Here is a 22600-nt window from a genome sequence, read left to right on the forward strand (position 1 = left end):
AAGTATGAGCTTTTCTTGAATATTTTTATGCACACTCCTTTTCATATTGAAATAGACTAACGTGAGGAAGGTGAAGTTTGCAATATGAATATTTATCAGCAGATCATTAACCAAAAATTGAAGACCTTAACACCCGATGACTTAGTAAAGTATGGAAAACAATATGAAATAAATGTGACAAAATCTCAAGCAACAAATGTGTTAAAATTGATTCGAAAAAAGAAACATATAAATATTTTTAATCCCGAAGAAAAAAATCAATTACTAAAAGAAATTGCTCAGATTACAAGTCCTGAGGTTGCTAGAAAATTAAACCAATTGTTCATCAAATTTACGAGTTGAAAAAAGCTGTCATCAAAAAGACAGCTTTTTTTATTTATTATTGATTCATAATTTTCTCTAATAAGCCCTCATCAAATGATTTTGAACGAATCATATCAATTTCCAACTTATATGGAGCTTTCTTATTGTTTTTATCCTCACCTACATAGGGTGTTTCTAAGATTTTAGGAACATTTTCAAGGGTTGGATGATGGACAATATAATTAAGTGCATCAAATCCGATTTTTCCAAATCCGATATTTTCGTGACGGTCTTTTGCCGCACCTTTTTCATTTTTACTGTCATTAATATGGAGGACCTTAATGCGATCAACACCAATTATTTTATCAAATTGCTCTAGTACCCCATCAAAATCATTTACAATATCATAACCAGCATCATGGGTATGACATGTATCGAAACAAACAGATAGCTTGTCATTATGTGTAACACCTTCAATAATCTGAGCGATTTCTTCAAAGTTTCTACCACACTCAGACCCTTTACCAGCCATTGTTTCTAATGCAATTTGCACGTTTTGGTCTTTAGTGACGACTTCATTTAGACCCTCGATAATTTTCTTTATGCCCGCTTCAGCTCCAGCACCAACATGTGCTCCAGGATGAAGCACGATTTGTTTCGCTCCAAGTGCATCTGTTCTCTCAATTTCGGAACGTAAGAAGTTTACACCTAATTCAAAAGTAGCTGGATTTGAGGTGTTGCCAATATTAATAATATAAGGAGCATGGACAACAATTTCATCAATTCCATTTTCCTTCATATGAGCAAGACCAGCCTCTATATTTAAGTCTTCTATTTTTTTTCTTCTTGTATTTTGCGGTGCACCAGTGTAAATCATAAATGTATTTGCACCATAAGATACGGCTTCCTCACTTGCAGCTAGAAGCATCTTTTTACCACTCATTGAAACATGCGAGCCTAATTTAAGCATACTTTACACTCCAATCTCCCTTAAACAATTCGTACAACCATTTTATCATATCCATCGCTTATTTTCTCTTCAATCGTTTTTGGCGCTTTTTGAAATCTTCCATTTCCTTGTTCATTTTTTTCTTATACCCCGGCTTCACCTTTTTAGGCTTTTTCACCTTGCTTTTCGCAAGTTTATCAATTTCATCAACTTGTTTTTTACGAGCCTTTCGTTTATTCCGCTCACCAATATTTACCCACTCATCCTTTTCGAGGTCCATATTGACAAAAGTAATACCCATTTTTTCGAGTTTTACAATTGCATCTTCGTCAGAAGGATCATAAATGGTTGCAGCAATTCCGGAGTATCCAGCTCTTGCAGTTCTACCAACTCTATGAATGTAAAAATCAAGATCACTTGGAAGTTCATAATTGATAACATGGCTGACACCTTCAATATCAATTCCTCTAGCTGCTAAGTCTGTTGCAACCACATATTGAAATTCGAGTGAATTTATTTGTTTCATGACTTTTTTACGTTCACGAGGTGGAAGGTCACCGTGGATTCTTCCTACCTTCATTCCTTTTTCAATTAGCCCATCAGCCACTTCATCAGCCATTTTTTTTGTGTTTGTGAAGATAATTGCTAAGTATGGGTTATACGCCTCCAACATCGATTTTAATAGGCCCTGCTTATTTCGATGGCGTAGTGGAACAAGAATATGTTCCACCTTCGCTGCAGTTGCCTGTTCGGGTGCAACATGAGTGTACCGCGGATTTTCCATATATTTTTTTAAAAAGGGCTTTAATTTTTCTGGAATTGTTGCTGAAAATACCAAAATTTGCAGATCTTCCTGCATTCTAGCAGCAATCTGGTCAACATCTTCAATGAAGCCCATATCAAGCATTAAGTCTGCTTCATCAACAACGATTTGATTAGCCGTATATACCTGAAGGGCCTGCTCCTTGACTAAATCATGAATTCTTCCGGGAGTTCCCACAACAATTTGTGGCTGCGTTTTTAGTTTTTCAATCGCACGTGCTTTATCAGTTCCACCTACAAATAATTTTGCTGTAATAGGATTCTCTTCACTATATTTAGTTATCTTGCCAATCTCATGATGAATTTGTGTTGCAAGTTCTCTTGTTGGAGCTGTTATAACGGCTTGAACCTCTTGTCTTTCCGGATCAATCTTATTAATAATGGGTAACAGGTAAGCATGAGTTTTACCTGTTCCTGTTTGCGATTGACCAATAGCACTTTCTCCTCGCTGAATGCTAGGTATTAGTCGCTCTTGAATTTCAGTAGGCTTTGTAAATTTTATCTCCTTTAAAGCCTCGAGTATAAACGGCTGAAATTGAAAACGTTCAAAATCTTGTACTGTCATTACGATCCCTCATTTATATAAATATGAATTTTTATGTAAGGTTTTAGTTCATTATAAAGTAATCATTATAACCTAACAATTTATTATAAAGGAAACCATTAAAAAACACCAATCAAGCCTAATTGCGGATTTGCTTAAACATTCATTTACCTTTTCGCATATCCTAAAAACAAGGTATTATCACTATACGCTGTTCTTAGTCGCTGCAATGTGAAAGGAGGATAAGTAAATGTTTTTTCCAAGAAATCAAATGGGTCAAATGAGTCAAATGAGACCGATGAGGCCACCATCCATGTTTCCACAGCAATCCGGTTTCCGACCACCAGGAATATTCGGTGGAATGCAGGGCATGCAAGGTATGCAAGGCATGCGTGGTATGCAAGGACAAGGAGGAGGCGGATTAGGTGGACTTTTAAGAAGGCTAATTCCTGGTATGGGGCAGTCAAATCCAACACGTGGACTAGGAGGTATGTCTGGCCTCTTTAATCCTACACAAGCAATGAATCCCGGCACCCTTCAAAGTTTAGCAAACCCTTCAAACCTTAGTTCAATGTTAGGTAATGTCCAAAAGACTTTGAAAATGGCTGAATCGGTCGTTCCAATGGTTCAGCAATATGGTCCATTAATGAAAAATATTCCGGCCATGATTAAAATGTACAGTGCCCTTAAAAATGCAGGAAGTGAAGAGGAAGAAGCGAAAGAAGAGAAAGAAGAAAATGAAACCATTTCGCTTTCAGACGTGACCTCAGACGATGAGAATACTGAAAATGACAAAGAAAAAGAAAAGCCGAAAGCAAAGGGTTCTGGAGAATCAGTACCAAAGCTTTACATTTAAAAGACTTTGTATTATCCTTCATACTCAGATATAATAAATACGAGATTACGAGAGTACCAACGTAAATACGCCAAGGCGCTTTTGATTGGTATAAAACTATCCGATTTATTGACTGAGGAGGAGAAGTGCATGGAAGTAATCAAAGTTGCACCGCGCGGTTATTGCTATGGTGTAGTGGATGCGATGGTAATTGCGAAAAATGCCGCTTTAGATAAAACATTACCTAGACCCATTTATATATTAGGAATGATTGTTCACAATAAACACGTAACAGATGCCTTCGAGGAAGAAGGTATTATTACACTAGATGGACCTAATCGTTTAGATATATTAAATCAGGTTAAAGAAGGTACCGTTATTTTCACAGCGCACGGTGTATCACCCGAGGTGAAACGCTTAGCAAAGGAAAAAGGTCTTGTGACTCTTGATGCGACATGCCCTGACGTAACTAGAACACATGATTTAATCAAGGAAAAATCAGCAGAAGGCTACCACATTATTTATATTGGTAAAAAAGGCCATCCGGAGCCAGAAGGAGCAATTGGTGAAGCACCTGGCTTCGTTCATCTTGTTCAAACGGTTGAAGATGTTGAAAACCTTGAACTAAATAGTGAAAAGCTTGTTGTAACCAACCAAACAACCATGAGCCAATGGGATGTTCAGCATGTTATGGAAAAGGTTAAGGAAAAATTCCCACATACTGAAGTCCATAATGAAATTTGTCTAGCCACACAAGTTCGTCAAGAAGCAGTTTCGGAACAAGCAAAAGAAGCTGATTTAACGATCGTAGTTGGAGATCCAATGAGTAATAACTCGAACCGCCTTGCACAGGTTTCTGAGGAAATTGCAGGCACTACAGCATATCGTGTAGCAGATGTAAGCGACATCCAACTTGAATGGCTTCAAGGAGTAGAGAAGGTAGCTGTAACAGCAGGTGCTTCCACTCCAACACCGATTACAAAAGAAGTCATTAATTTCTTAGAACAGTATGACCCAGAAAACGAAGAAACCTGGGAACGCGTTCGTAAAGTACCTCTTTATAAGGTGTTGCCAAAAGTTAAAGTCCCTAAAAAATAAATGAAACAAAGGTACCCCTGATTGATATGCTCCCCTAAAGGTAGACAGATGAAATAAAAAAATCTGTTTCCTTTGGGGGAGTATTTTTGTATGGCTAAAAGTAAGTTTTCTAAGGAAGAAAAATATAAAATTTTAAAGGCTTATGAAAAGGGAGAATTAAACTTAGGGGAGTTTCTCCAGAGACATCAAATCTCTAAGCGAACTCTTTATACTTGGAGAGAAAAGTACGAACAATTTGGTTTAGACGGGCTTGAAAGATCCAATGGTTGGAAGCGATATTCAAAGGGATTAAAGTTAGCTGCCGTAAGAGATGCCTTGTCTGGAAACTATTCTCTTATTGAGTTAACTCATAAGTACGAAATATCTAGTCACTCTGTACTGCAAGGATGGATTAAGCTTTATAATGGTCATAGAGAATTAAAGGAAACTTCGAAGGGGAGAAACCAGTCTATGACCAAAGGTAGAAAAACAACAGTAGAAGAGAGAATTGAAATAGCGAACTACTGCATTAAAAATCGAAAAGATTATCAGAGGGCAGCCGATGTCTATAATGTCTCATACCAGCAGGTATATCAATGGGTTAAAAAGTATGAGGATGGCGGAGATGAAGCGCTGAAAGATAAGCGTGGGAGGAAAAAAGAAGAAGCTGAATTAACTTCAGAAGAGAAAATAAAGCTTCAGATGAAAAAGTTAGAAAGAGAAAATGAACGTTTACGTGCAGAGAATTTATTTTTAAAAAAGTTAGAGGAGATCGAAAGGAGGCGAAAGTAAGCCAAGTTCGATTTGAGGACAAGTATATCGCGATTCAGGAACTTCATAAGAAAGAAAATCTAAGCATCTTGTTACTTTGTGATGTCGCTGGTATTACACGGGCTGCTTACTATAAGTGGCTAAAGCGTACTCCTTCTGATCGGGAACTTCAGAATGCAGAAATTATTAAAGAGATGAAAGCTCTTCATGAAGAAGTAGAAGGCATCTATGGATATCGTAGAATGATGATGACCATTAATCGAAAACTTGGGCAAAACTTCAACCACAAACGTTTTTATAGACTGATGAAAGTTGCTGATATACAGTCTGTCATCCGTCAAAAGAAGAAACGTTATAAGCACTCTACCCCTCAACAACATATTGCGGAGAATGTGTTAAATCGGGAGTTCGCGGCTGAAAAACCAAATGAAAAATGGGTAACTGATGTCACGGAATTTAAATATGGAACATCAAAGAAGGCCTATTTAAGCGCTATTCGTGATCTATATGATGGATCGATTGTAAGTTATGTATTAGGACATTCAAATAACAATAAACTTGTGTTCAATACTCTTGACCAAGCTACCAAGTTGTTGGATGGAGCCCATCCTCTTATTCATAGTGACCGTGGTTTTCAATACACATCTCATGGCTTCAAACGGATAATAGACAAGGCAGAAATGACACAAAGTATGTCTAGAGTAGGACGATGTATAGATAATGGACCAATGGAATCCTTTTGGGGAACACTCAAATGCGAGAAGTTTTATTTGCATAAGTACGCTACATTTGAAGAACTATCTAAAGCGATAGACGAGTATATATATTTCTATAATCACAATAGATATCAAAAACGGCTAAACGGCCTTAGCCCTATGGAATATAGAGCTAAAGCCGCTTAGGTCATTTTTTATTATTTCCACTGTCTACTTGACAGGGGGCAGTTCAGATAGGGAGTACCTTTTTTGCTTATAAAAATTTGAATGGATCAGTATTTAACTCTGATACGATAACTGTAACCTCGAATTTCTTTTCTTTAAAACGCTCAGTTAGGACAGTTGCTACCCCTTTTTTCATTACCTTTTCCACATTATGACCAGGGTCTACTATATTAAGCCCCATCATCATAGCATCATGAGCAACATGGTAATACATATCGCCGGTTACATACACATCTGCCCCAGCTCTTTTAGCATGTGAAACATATTTATTGCCATCACCACCGAGTACAGCAACCTTTTTTACCTTATCTGCTAGTGAACCCACAACACGTATTCCATCTACCTCTAATTTATCCTTCACATGCTCTGCAAATTGCTGAAGTGTCATTTCATGTTGAAGATACCCAACTCGACCTAGTCCAAGTACATTTCCTTCGTTTTCAAGTGGATATATATCATAGGCAACCTCTTCATATGGATGTGCCTTAAGCATAGCTGTAACAACCTTTTTTTGAAGACTACTTGGGAAAACTGTTTCGATTTTGATTTCATCTACTTTTTCTAATTGACCAACTACCCCGATATGTGGGTTTGTTCCTTCATGCGGCAAAAAGGTACCCGTCCCCTGGGTATTAAAAGTACAATGACTGTACTCCCCGATAAAACCTGCACCTGCCGTGCCCAATGCTGTCCGAACTTCATCTGCAGCTTCTTTAGGAACATATACAGCTAATTTTTTTAGTCTTTCCTCATAGGTAGGAGCGAGCAATTCAATATCTGTAAGCTCTAATGCATTTGCTAATAAATCATTGACCCCACCTACTGCCACATCTAGATTGGTATGTGCTGCATAGACCGCAATATTATGTAAAATACATTTTTCAATGATTCTCCCCGCTGGTGTATCTGTTTGAACAGCTCTTAACGGACGGAAAATTGGGGGATGATGAGCGATAATCAAATCGACTTCACTTGAAATGGCTTCATCTACAACTTCCTCTAATAAATCAAGAACGACCATCATTTTTTTTACAGGCTTATTTAATGTTCCAATTTGAAGACCAATTTTATCCCTGTCACCTTCAACCGCTAAATATTTTGGAGAAAATTGTTCAAATACTTGAATGACTTCAAATCCATTAGGTATTTTGCTCATGTTAATGCCCCCTTTACAATCTCGATTTTTTTCTCAAGCTCTTCTTTGCGTAAACGATTTTCAGGAGTTTCCCCTGCTTCTTGGAGTTGGTTCAAGATTCTCTCCCAATGTTTTAGTTCATGTGTCCACTTTTTTATGAAGATTGAATTTTTTTCTTTTAATAAAAATGGTCCAAGCAATAATTCTTGTTCTATGTTTTGGTAGGGTTTTTGTGGAATACCTTTTTCGGCGACTAACACCTCATAAATCTTTTTATCTTCTTCTAAAATTTCCTCAGCAATTAGTTCCCAATTGTTTTCGATCAACCATTCTCTAATGGTAGACGCTCCGATATTTGGTTGGAGGATTAGTCTTTCCACACCTAGTAGTTTGCTTTTACCTTTGTCAAGGATAGAACGAATCAGCGAACCGCCCATTCCAGCAATGGTGATACATGTTACTTCATTTGGTTGGATGACTTCTAGACCATCTCCTTTTCGTGCTTCTAATGCACCATTAAGATGATTTTTGGAGATTTGTTTTTTTGCTGATTGCAGGGGACCTTCTGCAACTTCTCCAGCGATTCCTTTTGTAATCATGCCATTTAAAAAGGCATAGCACGGTAAATAGGCATGGTCAGAGCCGATATCTCCTAAAATAGCCCCTTTTGGTATGTAAGATGCAACTACTTCAAGTCGCTTCGATAGTTTCTCTTCATTCATAATAACACCACATTTTTTAAGGTTGTTTAAAAAGTCGGGCGAAAATGACACATCCAATTTCTTCGAACACTTCTCCAAGCACATTGTGAATAACTAGGTTATGCGCTATCGTCTACTAGCTTATTCACGAAGTCAATTCCTCAGCGCAAGGCTGCAAGAGTGTTTACTCAAGCAGTTGCCTCGCTCCGGTACTCAAAGCTGCGCCCCTTGAGATTCTGGTCCTTTTCACAATCCTTTTAAAACCCATATTTTTTGAAATTAGTTTTAATTATACAAGAAGTGCGAGGAAACTTCCATCTGGTGTGGTAAGTGCAGAAAAAAACCCCTTACATAATATGCAAAGGGTTTTAATCTATTATTTATTTTTGTTCAACTAACCAATTTGCTATTTCTTGTACTTGCGCAGGGTCCTTAACTAAGCCGCCTGGCATTGCACCTCTACCATTAGTGATAACATCTTGAATCTCTTCAGCTGATAAAGAAGTACCTTTCAATGCAGGAGCTGTACCTTGGCCTGCTAAATCCTGTCCATGGCATGCTGCACATGTACTTTTGACAACCTCTTCTGGGGAAGCTGCAGCTGTTTCTGGTGCCTCTTCACCTTTGTTTGCCATTTCGTCCATGTTACCAAGTCCAACAAAACCTAATAGGAACATAAGTCCAATACCGAATACTGCGATTAAAGCAAATGGTATTAATGGATTCTTTTTCATTTTCTGACCTCCCTTACTTATGTACATCATTTAAGAAGTTATTATATATATTCTATACAAACACTCTCTATTTTACTTGAAAAACGATAGAAGTGAAAGTCCTAATTGTACAAAGAACCCTAGTAACATATTATTGTAAAATTATTTTACACAAATATGTCACAAATTCGTCACAAACACAAATAGAAACCCCTCTCTTTATAGAGAGAGGAGTGTCCAATTACAAAGTATTTTTAACATCCAATTGCTCTGGCAATCACCATTCGTTGAATCTCAGAAGTTCCTTCTCCAATTTCTAAAAGTTTTGCATCCCGCATAAATCTTTCAACATGATACTCTCTCATATATCCGTATCCACCGTGAATCTGAACAGCCTGGTTTGTAACCTCCATGCAAATTTCAGACGCATATAGTTTAGCCATTGAAGCTTCTTTCGAAAAATGACGGTTTTGGTCTTTCAACCATGCGGCTTTGAACACCATATTTCGAGCCAACTCAATTTTCATCGCCATGTCTGCTAATTTAAATTGTATCGCTTGAAAGCTCGAAATCGATCTCCCAAATTGCTTTCGCTCTTTAGCATACGACAACGCCTTCTCATAGGCTGCTTGTGCAATTCCAACTGCCATTGCCCCAATCCCAATTCTGCCACCATCTAGCGTGATTAAAAACTGTCTGAAACCTTCTCCACGTTTGCCAAGTAAATTTTCCTCAGGTACGCGAACGTCCTCAAGAATTATTTCTGTCGTGTTCGAAGCATGAAGTCCCATTTTCTCATAATTGTCGATCACCTTAAATCCTTTTGCATCAGTTGGAACAATGATCGCGCTGATCTCCTTTTCTCCACCATTTCGACCTGTTATCGCGGTTAGAGCGAGATGCTTGGCAAAGCTTGCATTGGTAATAAAGCATTTATTTCCATTGATAATAAACTCATTATTCTTAGTTACTGCCTCTGTTTGCGTTCCGCCAGCATCTGATCCAGCATTTGGTTCAGTAAGTCCGAAAGCACCAAGAGACTCACCTGTACAGATGGGTGTTAAGTATTTTTGTTTTTGTTCTTTCGTTCCAAATAAATGAAGGGGTGCACCACCAAGTGAAATATGAGCTGAGTATGTAATTCCGGTAGACCCACAGGCTCGGCTAAGTTCTTCGACTACAATTGCAAAGCTAATGGTATCTGAGTCCGCACCACCATATTCTTCAGGAAACGGTAGACCCATCATCCCTAATTTACTAAGCTTGTGAAAAACTTCAATTGGGAAACGTTTGTCTTTATCTCGTTGTTCAGCGTCCGGAGCAACTTCTGCTTCAGAAAATTCTCTAATCGTTTTTTGAATCATTTTTTGCTCTGTCGTTAAATCGAAATTCATAGTACCCCTCCCGTTGTATACGTTTTCAATCTCTATTATAAGGGGTGATTATGAATTTTTAAACAATTTAAAAATTAAATAAAAGAATACCCGAAGTAATGCTTCCTAGAATGCCGGCAATTAAAAAATATTTTTTCTTTGAGAATACGCCAACTACGATCCAACAAACACAATTCAATAATATGATTCCGAACAAATAATATCCATGTCCTTTAAATAATAGATCACTTCCGTTTACTGTGAGTAGAAGAATAATAAGCGCAAGGATGATGGATCCAAAATGTACGAAAAAAGGATTATTTCGATTTAAAACCAAGCCTAAGGTACAGATAATTATAAAAATAAAGTTTATTAGCATTTGCAATATGGGCGATAGTTCAGTAAAATAAGTGACAAGAAACACAACTGGTAAAAGTAAACCAATTCCAAGTATCCACATGATTGTTTTTTTCTTAGATTGAGATGTTGTTTTCGTTGGTTCAACCCCTTCTCCTTCTGTATATAGTGAGAGAAGGAAATTACAATATGCCTCTGGCAGTAATTTATTTTCACGCCAATATAGGATTTCGTTAATGACAATTTTTTTCCGATCTTCGTTCATGAAAGCGTTCACCTTTTTTAAAGTTAAGTTCAAATACTAATAACGCCACTTCTTATGGCAGCGTCTTTGTGACCCACATCGTGTGAGCAAAAAAAATAGTTTACTTCAATTGTATGAAGTAAACTACGAAATGTAAATGAAAATGTTTATTCTAAGAAATCTTTCAGCCTCTTGCTACGGCTTGGGTGACGAAGTTTACGCAGCGCTTTTGCTTCAATTTGGCGAATACGTTCACGAGTAACACCAAATACCTTACCAACTTCTTCAAGAGTACGGGTACGTCCATCGTCTAAACCGAAACGTAGACGTAATACATTCTCTTCTCTGTCTGTTAAGGTATCTAGGACATCTTCTAGCTGTTCTTTTAAAAGCTCATATGCAGCATGCTCTGATGGAGATGTTGCATCTTGATCTTCGATAAAATCACCTAGATGTGAGTCATCTTCTTCACCAATTGGTGTTTCTAATGATACAGGCTCTTGAGCAATCTTTAAAATTTCTCTAACCTTTTCAGGTGTTAAATCCATATCCTCGGCAATCTCCTCAGGAGTTGGTTCACGGCCAAGATCTTGGAGTAATTGACGTTGTACACGGATTAATTTATTGATTGTTTCGACCATGTGAACAGGGATACGGATGGTTCTCGCTTGGTCTGCAATCGCACGTGTAATCGCTTGACGAATCCACCAAGTAGCATACGTACTGAACTTGAAGCCTTTGCGATAATCAAACTTTTCGACTGCTTTTATAAGTCCCATATTCCCTTCCTGGATTAAATCTAGGAACAGCATCCCACGACCAACGTAACGCTTTGCAATACTTACAACAAGTCGTAAATTGGCTTCAGCAAGTCTGCGCTTTGCCTCTTCATCGCCTTGTTCAATTCTTTCAGCGAGTTGAATTTCATCATCTGCTGAGAGTAGGTCTACACGACCAATTTCTTTTAAGTACATACGTACTGGGTCATTAATCTTAACTCCTGGAGGAACACTTAGGTCGTTTAGATCAAACTCTTCTTCCTTAGATAATTCCTGAATATTAGGATCATCATCATCAGCAGCATCGGCATCATGTCCTTCACCTTCACCTATTAGTTCAATCCCCTGCTCTCCAAGGAACTCATAGTATTCATCAAGGTGATCTGATTCAACTTCAAAACCAGACATACGCTCAGCGATTTCCTCATAGGATAATACTCCGCGTTTTTTACCAAGTGCTGTTAATCTTTCTTTTACTTGCTCTAGTGTTAATTCTGTATCAACTTCTTTAGACTTTTCAGCCATTTGTTCCCCTCCTTCCAAAACTAGTATGACATAGAGGTTAGAAAACCTATTTTAATGTAGTGCTTTTTTCAATTGAATAATCTCATTTGCAATCGTAGCAGCCTTCAAATAATCCTTACTACGTTCAGCCTCAAGTTGTGCAGTTTCTTTTTCTTTTATCATTGACATTTTTTTGTGATTCAACACCTGTTTCATATAATCAGATAACACAGAATCAGATACTTCTTCTTCAACTGACATCATTGCAATATCAGTTACAATCCGTTTAAGATTATCATCATGTATTCTCGTTAAAAATGTGCTGATATCTGGTTCATGACCTTCTTCATAATATGCATATAAATACGTTAAAATTGCTCGATGCTCTTCAATATTAAATTCGGCCTGAAGCTGATCTTGTACTTTATCAGCGATATCCCGATCCCGCAGCATATACGCAAGCAAAAAACGTTCTGCATTATGATAGGCTTTAAATAAATGTTTTGATACGGTAGGTTTCGCTTTCGTATTATTTCTATTCGAAGAGAAATTATCCCTCTTTTTCCGTTCAGATTTATAATACTGTAGCTGTTGTTGCTTAAGTGCTTCAAGCGAAATTGAAAATTCATTAGAAAGCTGGCGCAAATAATGATCTCTTTCAACAGCCTTATCTAAAGAGGAAATTTCCTTAAGTACATCTTCTATATAACGGATGCGTTCTCCTTCATCCTGAAGATTTTTTCCTCTTCTTAAGTACTGCATTTTAAATGCCATTATTGTAAGACTTGCCCCTATTACATCATTTTTAAACTTCTCCGCGCCATATTTGTTAATGTAGTCATCAGGGTCCATACCATTTGGCATCGTCGCAACTCTTACATAACAGCCCGCCTCGAGAAGCAAGGATGAAGCTCGTAAAGCGGCATCTAGCCCAGCATTGTCAGAGTCATAACAGATGACAACAGATTCCACATTCCTTCTAATTATCTTTACATGCTCATCCGTTAAGGATGTACCCATTGTACCAATTGAGTTTGGAACATCTGCTCGATCAGCCGCAATCACGTCTGCAAATCCCTCAAAAAGGACTACTTGCTGTTGTTTTCGAATATCAAGTCTTGCTTGATGGAAATTGTAAAGGGTTTTACTCTTATTAAAAATAATCGTTTCAGGACTATTTAAATATTTTGGTTCCTGCCCCTTATCAAGCACCCTACCAGAAAAAGCAATTGTTTTACCTTGATGGTCCCAAATCGGGAACATGATTCTGTTTCGAAATCTATCAAAGAATGTCCCGGTATCCTCCTTTTTTACAAGTAATCCGGCCCGTTCCATCAACTCAGGCTTAAAACCTCTTTTTTGGAGAAATTTCGTAGCAAAGTTCCAGGAATCAAGTGCATATCCAATTTCAAACTTATCGATGATTTCTCTTGTAAAGCCCCTATTTGTTAAATAGTCGAGCGCTGGTTGACCTTCTTTTGTATTAAGTAAAAGGTGATGATAGAATTTCTTTAATAATTCGTGTGCTTCTTGCATCTTTGATACATCGTTATTTTTATCAGAAACAGCTGTATGGTGTTCGTAATCTGATAAGTCTATGTTCACTTTTTTAGCTAAGTTAACTGCAGCCTCTGAGAAGGAATACCCTTCTAAGTCCATTAAAAAAGAAAATACATTTCCACCTGCTCCACACCCAAAACAATGAAAGATTTGTTTATCAGGTGATACAGAAAATGAAGGGGTATTTTCGCCGTGAAATGGACATAAGCCAAAATAATTTCTACCTTGCTTCTTCAATTGAACATATTCACTAATAACATCAACAATGTCAACAGATAACCGAATTTTTTCGATTGTTTCTTCGGGAATTCGATACCCCATGTTTAACATCCCCAAGTACTAAAATATTCTATATTGAGAGTTAAAATCCTGCAATATTCGACAAACTTTTTTTAAATATTTTAGTAAAATGTTGTTTGTCTTCATCTGTAAAGGGTTTAGGTCCTTTCGAGTAGGAGCCACTCCGCCTTTCCTTTGCAGATAAAAAACGAAAATGGAGAATTTGTTCCATATCCTCTTCCTTAAATTCTTTGCCACGGGGCGATAGTACAGTTACACCTCTATTAACTAAAATACTTGCTAAGCCAGTATCCTGGGTAATGACGATATCTTTTTTTATTGCATGATTCATAATATAGAGATCTGCAGCCTCTTTGTCCGCATCTACATACACCCATTTTCCACCTATGGGATTTGACATAACATGCGCATATGAAGCTACAAATACAACATTGATATTATATGTACCCGCTATACTAACTATTTCTTCTTTTACTGGGCATGCATCCGCATCAACAAATATTTTATTCTTTTTTTCGTCATATTTCTCTATTCTACATCACTCCAGAGAATCCTTCTTTTCCAAAAAAAGATTTAATAGGATGTTTCAATTCTGTGATTGTCTAATCTTTAGGTGAGTAAAAAGAACGGATATTTTAAAGCATTTTCGGAAAGAAAAATTTGAAATGAGAAAATAATGTCGAAAATTAATTCACCTATTTCCTTATCTTACCCTTGACAACCTTCAATACATAGTTTATTCTATCCAATCGAACTCTAAACCTAAAAATATGTATTTTTATCACAATTTTTTATTATAATATAAAATTCTTTCAAGCGCCATAAAAAAACATATCTTTTTAAGATATGTTTTTGCTTCAATTAAAAATTTTTAATTGGTTCTTCGTTTATTGATTTTATTTAAAATAATATTTGCGGTTTCTTCAACTGCTTTATTTGAGACATCGATAACATCACAACCGATTTTAGTAATGATTGATTCAAAGTGATCGAGTTCTTCTTTAATGCGATTAATATTTGCATAAATTGCTTGGTCATCTAAACCTAATGATTTTAATCGTTCGCGCCTAATATGATTTAGTTTTTCAGGACTGATTTTTAATCCAAAGCATTTATTCTGTGACACTTTAAACAGTTCTTCCGGTGGATCAACCTCGGGAACAATCGGAACGTTTGCTACCTTATAACGCTTATGTGCAAGATATTGAGATAAAGGTGTCTTAGAAGTTCTTGATACACCGATTAAGACGATATCTGCACGTAGGATTCCCCTTGGGTCTCGACCATCATCGTATTTTACCGCAAATTCGATTGCCTCGATCTTTTTGAAATAATCTTCGTCTAGCTTTCTTACAAGCCCCGCTTCATATCTTGGATTACTTTCATAAAGGCCGGACATTTTGTCAATTAGCGGTCCAATAATATCATTTACGATGACGCCTTCTCTCTCGGCTTCCTTCACAAGGAAGTCTCTAAGTTCAGGGACTACTAGTGTAAAAGCAATGATTGCATTATTAAGTTTTGCTAGGGCTACTACCTCTGACAATGTAGCTGTATCTTCTACATAAGGAATTCGTTTAATATCTGTATGTGAGCCATTAAATTGACTAACTGCTGCTTTAACAACTAGTTCTGCTGTTTCCCCAACCGAATCGGATACTACATATACTACACGATTTCTCATTCGTTACCCCATCTCCTTACCAAAAATTAGAGGATTTCATCCCCAGCGAGGGCCACTAAGGCTTTCGTCATATTTGTCTTTGTGATTCTTCCAATAACCTCAATACCACGTTCAGAGTGCTTAACAACAGGTAATGCATCAATTTGCTTTTCAATTAATTTATGAGCCACATCAAGTAAAAGATCATCTTTTTCACACATTGTAATATTCGGCATACGTGTCATAATAATTGTGACAGGAATTGATTTCAAGTCCTGGTTACCAAGACTTGCCCGCAATAAATCCTTTCTCGATAAGACACCTACAAGTAGGGAGGATTTATCTACCACGAATAATGTTCCGACATCTTCTAAAAACATCGTTACAATTGCATCATATACAGATAAACTCTCATTTACAACAACAGGTATGGATTGATAATCCATCACTTTTATTTTTTTGATCTTATCGGCTAGCAGCTGCTGTCCTGTTTTTCCTGTATAAAAATAACCGACACGAGGTCTTGCTTCAAGATAACCAGCCATTGTTAAAATAGCGAGATCCGGACGAAGTGTTGCCCTCGTCAAACTTAACCGGTCCGCAATTGCTTCTCCTGTTATCGGTCCATTGTCTTTTACAATTTGTACAATTTGTTCTTGCCTCTTGCTCAGTTCTATTGTACTCACCACCAATCGTAAAATCTATTGCTTTATGTAAACAAATTCAAAAAGGTTATACTAATTAGAATTATTATATACTAATTGTGTAATAACGTATAGGGTATGAAAAAAGACTAGGAGCAACATGCTCCTAGCTAATAGTTCTTACTTTACAATTATTGCATTCATATCTCCGATTAAATAAATGATGTTCGCTAATTGCACCATTTGTGCTAGACGATTTTTCCTTACTGTTTCATCATCTGCCATAACCATTGTATGTTCAAAATATTGATCAATTAACTCTCTCAACGAAGCCAAAAGGTGGAAAGCTTCTGCTACATTCTTTGTATAAAGACTATCGATTACTTTTGGTTTAACCTCTGTAAACTTTTCAAAGAGTTGTTTTTCTTCATTTGATTCGAAAAGGCTAGGATTAATTTCAGCCTCTTCACCTTTTTTCGCGATATTAAGTACTCGACCTAATGATTCAATTGTCGCTTTAAAGTCTTGATGGTCTTTATTTTTTTCGAGAATTTCGGCTTTTTGAATCAGTAGTCCAACATTACCAATCTTTGTACCAAGAACTGCATCAATAATGTCGTAGCGTATGTTACGATTGTTTAATTCATGTTTGATACGTAATTTAAAGAAATGGACAAGTTCTTTTTCAATTTCTTGTTTTTCAAGCTTTGCCACATTCGCTTCAACAAATAGACTTAATACATACTCGAATAACTCTTCGAGGCTAATATTCCAGCCTTTATCAAGTAATATTTGAACAACTCCTGATGCCATACGACGTAATGCATATGGGTCCTGTGAACCAGTTGGAATGATGCCAATTGAGAAACACCCAATAATTGTATCGAGCTTATCAGCAAGGCTGATTAATGCACCTACGGTCGTCGCAGGACTAGCGTCATCAGCGTGTCGTGGCATATAATGCTCATTAATGGCTACAGCAACTTCCTTCGCTTCCCCACTTAATCGTGCATATCGTTCACCCATGACTCCTTGAAGCTCAGGAAATTCATATACCATATTTGTGACAAGGTCAAATTTACAAATCTCAGCAGCGCGGTTTGCCTTATTTTGCGTTTCACTATCTAAATCAAGAAGCACTGATAAATGCTTGGTGATTTGCTGAATTCGTCTAACTTTGTCACCAATTGAGCCGATTTCTTCATGATAAATGATTTTATCGAGCTTCTGAATTAAATCATCGATTTTTAATTTTTGATCTTCTTTATAAAAGAAATCTGCATCAGATAAACGGGCACGAAGTACCTTTTCATTACCCCTTACGACTGTTTCAAGATGCTTGTGGTCACCATTTCGAACCGCTACAAAGTAAGGAAGAAGCGCACCATTTTTATCTTTTACTGGGAAATAGCGTTGATGTTCTCTCATGCTAGTAACTAACACTTCTTCTGGTAAATTTAAAAATTCACCTTCAAATTTTCCGTAAAAAGCAGTTGGATATTCTACAAGATTTGTTACTTCTTCAAGCAGATCCGCATCAATTGGAACTTCCCAATTGTTGTCTTCTTCTAAAATTTTTATTTGGTTTGTAATAGCTTCCTTACGCTCAAGATAGTCAGCAATGACATATTGAGACATGAGTAGTCTTTCATAGTCCCTTGGGGATGTAATTTCAACCTCGTGACCTAAGAAACGGTGTCCCCACGTCTTATTGCTGGCCGTAACATGTGTGATAGTAATAGGAATAATCTCATCACCGAATAAAGCAACAATCCATTTTATTGGACGAACATAACGAAGCTCTTGATTTCCCCATCGCATATTTTTAGGGAAAGATAGATGTGTAATGACATCTTCAAGCTCACCTAAGATATCTACTGTATTTTTCCCTTTAATAAACTTATTGATATGTGCGTATTCCACACCATTTATTTCTTTAAAAAAGATATCTTCAACTGACGCACCTTGTCCTCTAGTAAAGCCCATCGCAGCTTTTGTCCAATTACCATCCTGGTCTAGGGCAATTTTTTTCGCAGGACCTTTCGCTTCGAGTTCAACATCCTTTTGTTTTTCAGCAACATCATGAACAAGAACTGCTAGTCTTCTAGGTGAAGAAAAACGCTCAACCTGTTCAAATGATATATTATGTTCAAGCAACCAGTTTGTCATCTTGTCAGAAAGCTGATTCATGGCATCTGTTACAAACCGTGCTGGCATCTCCTCTAAGCCTATTTCAATCAATAAATCTCGATTACTCATGACGATCGTCTCCTTTTGCCTTCAGCATTGGGAAGCCTAGTTTTTCCCGCTCTTCATAAAACGTTTTTGCAACTTTACGAGCCAAATTACGCACTCTTCCAATATACCCTGTTCTTTCCGTAACAGAGATTGCTCCCCTAGCATCTAGCTGGTTGAAGGTATGTGAACATTTTAGTACATAATCATATGCAGGATGAACGAGGCCTTCGTCCATTTGACGATGTGCTTCTTTTTCATAAATGCTAAATAAGTTAAATAGCATTTCTATATCAGATGTTTCAAATGTATATTTTGAATGTTCGTATTCAGGCTGATGGAAAATATCACGAACCGTAAATCCCTTCGTCCATTCAAGATCAAAAACATTTTCTTTATCTTGAATATAAGAGGCTAAACGTTCAATTCCATAAGTGATTTCGACTGAAACGGGTTTACACTCAATACCTCCAACTTGTTGGAAATAAGTAAATTGAGTTACTTCCATTCCATCAAGCCACACTTCCCAACCAAGTCCTGCAGCCCCAAGTGTTGGTGCCTCCCAATTGTCTTCAACAAAGCGGATGTCATGCTCTAATGGGTCAATTCCTAATTTACGTAAGGAGTCAAGGTAAAGCTCCTGAATATTATCAGGTGATGGCTTCATGATGACTTGGAATTGATGGTGTTGGTACAGTCGGTTTGGGTTTTCACCGTAACGACCATCGACTGGACGTCTTGACGGTTCAACATATGCAACATTCCATGGCTCTGGACCTAGACTTCTTAGGAATGTATAGGGGCTCATTGTTCCTGCACCCTTTTCTACGTCATAGGCTTGCATGAGAATACAGCCTTGATCTGACCAATGCTTTTGTAACGTTAATATCATTTCTTGTATGTTCATACTTGCACCTCCGGAATTATAAAGCGGAAGCGCCTTTCTCAGAAACGAGAAAACTGGCCGACTAATACGCCACGTCCTGTGGCGAAGTCGGCACTAGCACATCCTGTGCGTCGGAGACTCCTCCAACAATGAGGCGATTTTTGCCTCTGAAGGAGGAGTTGAAGTTTCTCGAGTTTCTAGGCGCTGCAGCTGGATTTAGAAAACTTATTTAAAAATAAAAAACTCCCCTCCTCTATGCCTAATTGTAGACATAGGGACGAGAGTTTACCCGCGGTTCCACCCTATTTGCAACAACATAAAAAAGTTATTGCCTCTTTCAACGATACACTCTGGAACGCCTTCCTTATTTGTTCATACCCTAGCTTCCACCGTCCTAGGTTCGCTTTTATGAACTTAGAGGTTGTTCAAAAAGTCCGGTAAAAATGACACATCGAATTTCTTCGTTGGCTTGCTTTTCCGTTGCTCACGTATTAACATCATACGTTCCGCTACTCAAAGCCGCGCCGCCTCGAACTTCTTGGTCCTTTTTATCTTCCTTTTTGAACATACACTGTAATAAGTACTACTTTCCTTCAACGTGCGATATTTTTAATTGAACTATATTCCAAATTGACAGCCATGTCAAGTAGGCTACTTTACGGAAGTCGAAAATTTTCAAGTTGATCTAAGAATCGTTTTGATTTTAGATACAAGCCTGAATATTCATCGTAATACATGTCAATAACTCTTTTTATTTCTTTCTTCGTCACATCCTTTACGGCTATACTCCCTAACCGATTTAAATCAAAATAATAAAATAAACGAAGTAAGCGAATGGTTGCTTGTGATACTTTTAGATGATATGGTTCTTTTTCATAGCAACGATGACAAAGAAGTCCACCTTCTTTAATTGAAAAAGCAAATTCGCCTTCCGTACTTTTACATATTGTACATTCGTTAAGTCGAGGATACAAACCAAGTAAAGGCAGCATTTTAAGCTCATAAATATACAGAAGAATATCAGGGTCGTATCCTTCATTTAAGTAATTAATGGTTTGATATAGCATTTCAAAAAGAAAAGGGTTTGATTTCTTATCTTCTGTACACTTATCGGTTAATTCAACTACATAAGATGCATATGCGGTTAAGAAAATATCTTCCTTAACAGAACGAAACGTTGCTATGGTTTCACCTTGCTGTAAAACACCTAAACCTGACGTTTTTTGAATTAAAAACTGCCCATATGTAAAAACCTGGGTAATAGCAGCTAGGCGACTACTCGGTTTTTTTGCGCCTCTTGCCATTACCCCAATTTTCCCCCATTCACGGGTATACAAAGTTACAATTTTATTTGTTTCACCATAATCATTTGTTCTTATGATTATACCTTCACATTTTTGTAGCACTTCTGTCACCATCCATTGGCAACAAGGCAACCAATTACCATTGTTACTATAATAGCGCGCCCTTTAATAAGTCAAAGACGCTTTATAGGATGGTCAAGTAATTGGAAAATCTATTTCTGCTAGCTCCTCATTTTGTGCTTCGGGTCTCTCAGTCTTCTCTTGTTCCAATTCCTTAAAAAGAAGATACGTATCAACATTACCTGTTTGACTAAACACCTTCCAGGTAAAATCTAACATAGTAACCCCACCTTTCAGTTATTAAGACTAGCAAAGACTGCTCCAATTTCATTCACTTTTAGTAGATGTTCAAACGTACGTTGTAAATAGTTTATCTACGACGCAGTCCTCTTGAACAATTACTTGTAAGAATATCTTGACCGAATATCCTAAAAAACATGTTACATAAATTTTGCTAATCCGTGTATTTTTTTCAGAAATGCAAATACTGTAACGTTTATGCTTTAATATTCATCTTCTCTAAACCCATAATCGCGTAGTTGGGACATTTTGTTACGCCAGTCCTTTTGAACCTTTACCCAAAGCTCTAAAAACACCTTCGACCCAAGCAATGCTTCAATATCTGCCCTTGCTCGCTTTCCAACCTCTTTTAGCATACTACCTTGTTTTCCAATCACAATTCCTTTTTGCGAATTGCGTTCGACAATGATAGTAGCACCAACATAGACGGTATTGCCACCTTCTCTTCTTTCGAGTGAATCCATGACAACGGCAATTGAATGTGGTACTTCCTCTCGTGTAAGGTGTAGCACTTTTTCGCGTATTAATTCAGTAATAATAAATCGTTCCGGATGGTCTGTTACCTGATCAGCAGGATAGTATTGGGGTCCCTCTGGTAAATAATTTTTAATTTGTTCAACTAGTCTCGGGGTATTCGTACCCTGTAGTGCTGAGATCGGAACAATTTCTTTAAATGGATAGAGCCCCTTATACTGCTCGATTAATTCTAATAATTGATCAGGGTGTATTTGGTCTATCTTATTAACAACAAGAAAAACTGGTGTCTGAATATTTTTTAGACGTTCAATGATGAACTCATCACCTCGACCATAGCCCTCTTCTGCATTTATCATAAATAAGACTAGATCGACTTCCTTAAGTGTATTCTGGGCTACCTTCATCATAAAATCGCCCAATTTATGCTTCGGTTTATGGATACCGGGCGTGTCAATAAAAATAATTTGAGAGTCTTCTTCTGTATAAACCCCTTGCACCTTGTTACGTGTTGTTTGAGGTTTATCACTCATGATAGCAATTTTTTGTCCGATAACGTGATTTAAAAAAGTGGACTTTCCAACATTTGGCCTTCCAATTATCGAAACAAAACCTGATTTATAGCCATTCTTATTTTCCATTTAAATCCTCCGGTGTAAAAGCTCCTGGTAGTAATTCATTAATTGTAATCTCTTGTATATCACCTTTTAGATTCGATAAATATACCTTTGTATCAGGCTGACATAGCTCTGAAATAACTTGACGACAGGCGCCACATGGAGGCACTGGTCGGTCTGTATCTGCAACTACAGCTATTGCTGCAAACTTCTTATCACCTTCAGACACTGCCTTAAATAGGGCTGTTCGCTCTGCACAATTGGTTACACTATATGCAGCATTTTCAATATTACAGCCATGGTACACTTTGCCATCCTTCGTTAGTAGGGCAGCCCCCACCTTAAACTTGGAATATGGAACATATGCTAGTTCTCTTGCTTTTTTTGCTTCGTTGATTAGTTCTTCTGTCTTCACTTCTATCTTCCTTTCTACGTATCTTGGTACGGAAGTGTATTTTTATTTTACATAAAAATCTTGATTTATGCATGGGTTTAAATTATTTGTTACA

At 37.3% G+C, this 22600-nt stretch carries 22 protein-coding genes; 4 read left to right on the forward strand and 18 right to left on the reverse strand.

Features of this window, described 5'->3' with window-relative positions; genetic code table 11:
- The first annotated feature begins 84 nt into the window (after nt 1–84).
- Nucleotides 85–342, forward strand: coding sequence for a DUF2624 domain-containing protein (locus RGU12_RS15730; protein WP_116351496.1), 258 nt, complete (start codon nt 85–87; stop codon nt 340–342).
- Nucleotides 343–379: 37 nt separating this feature from the next.
- Here the strand turns inward: RGU12_RS15730 and RGU12_RS15735 are convergent, their stop codons facing one another.
- Both RGU12_RS15735 and RGU12_RS15740 read right to left on the reverse strand, forming a co-directional pair.
- Nucleotides 380–1273, reverse strand: a complete 894-nt coding sequence (locus tag RGU12_RS15735) for a deoxyribonuclease IV (protein ID WP_309536914.1) — start codon at nt 1271–1273, stop codon at nt 380–382.
- 58 nt (nt 1274–1331) lie between these two features.
- Complete coding sequence (locus tag RGU12_RS15740) at nt 1332–2639, reverse strand: DEAD/DEAH box helicase (RefSeq protein WP_309536915.1); 1308 nt, start codon at nt 2637–2639, stop codon at nt 1332–1334.
- 229 nt (nt 2640–2868) lie between these two features.
- Here RGU12_RS15740 and vrrA point away from each other — a divergent pair, with 229 nt between their 5' ends.
- From vrrA to RGU12_RS15755, 3 genes are all read left to right on the forward strand, one after another.
- A complete protein-coding gene (vrrA, locus tag RGU12_RS15745) occupies nt 2869–3474 on the forward strand; it encodes a VrrA/YqfQ family protein (RefSeq protein ID WP_309536916.1) in 606 nt (201 codons plus the stop codon).
- A gap of 129 nt (nt 3475–3603) precedes the next feature.
- Nucleotides 3604–4551 carry a 4-hydroxy-3-methylbut-2-enyl diphosphate reductase gene (locus tag RGU12_RS15750; RefSeq protein ID WP_116351500.1) on the forward strand — a complete coding sequence of 316 codons (948 nt, stop codon included), beginning with the start codon at nt 3604–3606 and terminating at the stop codon, nt 4549–4551.
- Nucleotides 4552–4641: 90 nt separating this feature from the next.
- Nucleotides 4642–6203 (forward strand): IS3 family transposase gene (locus RGU12_RS15755; protein WP_309536917.1). Its coding sequence is split into 2 segments (ribosomal slippage): nt 4642–5284 and nt 5284–6203, totalling 1563 coding nucleotides; the frame shifts between segments, so codons are not numbered across the junction.
- A 67-nt stretch (nt 6204–6270) separates the two neighbouring features.
- Here RGU12_RS15755 and RGU12_RS15760 read toward each other — a convergent pair.
- The 16 genes from RGU12_RS15760 to RGU12_RS15835 all read right to left on the reverse strand — a co-directional run bounded on the left by RGU12_RS15760 (nt 6271) and on the right by RGU12_RS15835 (nt 22506).
- Complete coding sequence (locus RGU12_RS15760) at nt 6271–7398, reverse strand: Nif3-like dinuclear metal center hexameric protein (RefSeq protein WP_309536918.1); 1128 nt, start codon at nt 7396–7398, stop codon at nt 6271–6273.
- Nucleotides 7395–8099, reverse strand: a complete 705-nt coding sequence (locus tag RGU12_RS15765; protein WP_309536919.1) for a tRNA (adenine(22)-N(1))-methyltransferase — start codon at nt 8097–8099, stop codon at nt 7395–7397. The genes RGU12_RS15760 and RGU12_RS15765 overlap by 4 nt, the downstream gene beginning before the upstream one ends.
- A 359-nt stretch (nt 8100–8458) precedes the next feature.
- Entirely contained in the window at nt 8459–8812 is a 354-nt protein-coding gene (gene cccA / locus RGU12_RS15770; RefSeq protein ID WP_116351503.1) for a cytochrome c550, read from the reverse strand.
- Between the two features lie 233 nt (nt 8813–9045).
- A complete protein-coding gene (locus RGU12_RS15775; protein ID WP_309536920.1) occupies nt 9046–10185 on the reverse strand; it encodes an acyl-CoA dehydrogenase family protein in 1140 nt (379 codons plus the stop codon).
- 67 nt (nt 10186–10252) lie between these two features.
- Nucleotides 10253–10786 (reverse strand): hypothetical protein, encoded by a 534-nt coding sequence (locus RGU12_RS15780; protein ID WP_309536921.1) that lies wholly within the window; start codon nt 10784–10786, stop codon nt 10253–10255.
- Nucleotides 10787–10932: 146 nt separating this feature from the next.
- On the reverse strand, nt 10933–12069 hold the full coding sequence (rpoD, locus tag RGU12_RS15785; protein ID WP_309536922.1) for an RNA polymerase sigma factor RpoD: 1137 nt from the start codon (nt 12067–12069) through the stop codon (nt 10933–10935).
- A gap of 51 nt (nt 12070–12120) precedes the next feature.
- Nucleotides 12121–13929 carry a DNA primase gene (gene dnaG, locus RGU12_RS15790; RefSeq protein WP_309536923.1) on the reverse strand — a complete coding sequence of 603 codons (1809 nt, stop codon included), beginning with the start codon at nt 13927–13929 and terminating at the stop codon, nt 12121–12123.
- 40 nt (nt 13930–13969) lie between these two features.
- Nucleotides 13970–14440 (reverse strand): YaiI/YqxD family protein, encoded by a 471-nt coding sequence (locus tag RGU12_RS15795; protein WP_309538268.1) that lies wholly within the window; start codon nt 14438–14440, stop codon nt 13970–13972.
- 339 nt (nt 14441–14779) lie between these two features.
- Complete coding sequence (locus RGU12_RS15800) at nt 14780–15592, reverse strand: pyruvate, water dikinase regulatory protein (RefSeq protein ID WP_309536924.1); 813 nt, start codon at nt 15590–15592, stop codon at nt 14780–14782.
- A gap of 26 nt (nt 15593–15618) precedes the next feature.
- The gene (gene ccpN, locus RGU12_RS15805) at nt 15619–16260 is read right to left on the reverse strand and encodes a transcriptional regulator CcpN (RefSeq protein WP_116351510.1); all 642 of its coding nucleotides are present in this window, start codon (nt 16258–16260) and stop codon (nt 15619–15621) included.
- 135 nt (nt 16261–16395) lie between these two features.
- Nucleotides 16396–18474, reverse strand: a complete 2079-nt coding sequence (gene glyS / locus RGU12_RS15810; protein ID WP_309536925.1) for a glycine--tRNA ligase subunit beta — start codon at nt 18472–18474, stop codon at nt 16396–16398.
- Nucleotides 18467–19357 carry a glycine--tRNA ligase subunit alpha gene (gene glyQ / locus RGU12_RS15815; RefSeq protein ID WP_309536926.1) on the reverse strand — a complete coding sequence of 297 codons (891 nt, stop codon included), beginning with the start codon at nt 19355–19357 and terminating at the stop codon, nt 18467–18469. The genes glyS and glyQ overlap by 8 nt, the downstream gene beginning before the upstream one ends.
- A gap of 635 nt (nt 19358–19992) precedes the next feature.
- Nucleotides 19993–20742: a DNA repair protein RecO gene (gene recO, locus RGU12_RS15820; RefSeq protein ID WP_309536927.1), complete on the reverse strand. Its 750-nt coding sequence runs from the start codon at nt 20740–20742 to the stop codon at nt 19993–19995.
- A 93-nt stretch (nt 20743–20835) separates the two neighbouring features.
- Nucleotides 20836–20979: a YqzL family protein gene (locus RGU12_RS15825; protein WP_116351514.1), complete on the reverse strand. Its 144-nt coding sequence runs from the start codon at nt 20977–20979 to the stop codon at nt 20836–20838.
- Between the two features lie 224 nt (nt 20980–21203).
- Complete coding sequence (era, locus tag RGU12_RS15830) at nt 21204–22115, reverse strand: GTPase Era (RefSeq protein ID WP_116351515.1); 912 nt, start codon at nt 22113–22115, stop codon at nt 21204–21206.
- Nucleotides 22105–22506 (reverse strand): cytidine deaminase, encoded by a 402-nt coding sequence (locus tag RGU12_RS15835; protein ID WP_309536928.1) that lies wholly within the window; start codon nt 22504–22506, stop codon nt 22105–22107. Before RGU12_RS15835 ends, era begins: the two co-directional genes overlap by 11 nt.
- Nucleotides 22507–22600 lie beyond the last annotated feature (94 nt).

The organism is Ferdinandcohnia sp. QZ13, assembly GCF_031324165.1.
GTDB lineage: Bacteria > Bacillota > Bacilli > Bacillales > Bacillaceae_L > Ferdinandcohnia.

What these genes read in the sequence shown, in the direction of transcription:
- RGU12_RS15735 (WP_309536914.1), bottom strand. Translation starts at nt 1,273, where the DNA reads ATGCTTAAATTAGGCTCGCATGTTTCAATGAGTGGTAAAAAGATGCTT.
- RGU12_RS15825 (WP_116351514.1), bottom strand. Translation starts at nt 20,979, where the DNA reads ATGTTAGATTTTACCTGGAAGGTGTTTAGTCAAACAGGTAATGTTGAT.
- vrrA (WP_309536916.1), top strand. Translation starts at nt 2,869, where the DNA reads ATGTTTTTTCCAAGAAATCAAATGGGTCAAATGAGTCAAATGAGACCG.
- RGU12_RS15740 (WP_309536915.1), bottom strand. Translation starts at nt 2,639, where the DNA reads ATGACAGTACAAGATTTTGAACGTTTTCAATTTCAGCCGTTTATACTC.
- RGU12_RS15750 (WP_116351500.1), top strand. Translation starts at nt 3,604, where the DNA reads ATGGAAGTAATCAAAGTTGCACCGCGCGGTTATTGCTATGGTGTAGTG.
- glyS (WP_309536925.1), bottom strand. Translation starts at nt 18,474, where the DNA reads ATGAGTAATCGAGATTTATTGATTGAAATAGGCTTAGAGGAGATGCCA.
- era (WP_116351515.1), bottom strand. Translation starts at nt 22,115, where the DNA reads ATGGAAAATAAGAATGGCTATAAATCAGGTTTTGTTTCGATAATTGGA.
- RGU12_RS15760 (WP_309536918.1), bottom strand. Translation starts at nt 7,398, where the DNA reads ATGAGCAAAATACCTAATGGATTTGAAGTCATTCAAGTATTTGAACAA.
- RGU12_RS15775 (WP_309536920.1), bottom strand. Translation starts at nt 10,185, where the DNA reads ATGAATTTCGATTTAACGACAGAGCAAAAAATGATTCAAAAAACGATT.
- RGU12_RS15780 (WP_309536921.1), bottom strand. Translation starts at nt 10,786, where the DNA reads ATGAACGAAGATCGGAAAAAAATTGTCATTAACGAAATCCTATATTGG.
- dnaG (WP_309536923.1), bottom strand. Translation starts at nt 13,929, where the DNA reads ATGGGGTATCGAATTCCCGAAGAAACAATCGAAAAAATTCGGTTATCT.
- cccA (WP_116351503.1), bottom strand. Translation starts at nt 8,812, where the DNA reads ATGAAAAAGAATCCATTAATACCATTTGCTTTAATCGCAGTATTCGGT.
- RGU12_RS15765 (WP_309536919.1), bottom strand. Translation starts at nt 8,099, where the DNA reads ATGAATGAAGAGAAACTATCGAAGCGACTTGAAGTAGTTGCATCTTAC.
- RGU12_RS15800 (WP_309536924.1), bottom strand. Translation starts at nt 15,592, where the DNA reads ATGAGAAATCGTGTAGTATATGTAGTATCCGATTCGGTTGGGGAAACA.
- RGU12_RS15730 (WP_116351496.1), top strand. Translation starts at nt 85, where the DNA reads ATGAATATTTATCAGCAGATCATTAACCAAAAATTGAAGACCTTAACA.
- rpoD (WP_309536922.1), bottom strand. Translation starts at nt 12,069, where the DNA reads ATGGCTGAAAAGTCTAAAGAAGTTGATACAGAATTAACACTAGAGCAA.
- glyQ (WP_309536926.1), bottom strand. Translation starts at nt 19,357, where the DNA reads ATGAACATACAAGAAATGATATTAACGTTACAAAAGCATTGGTCAGAT.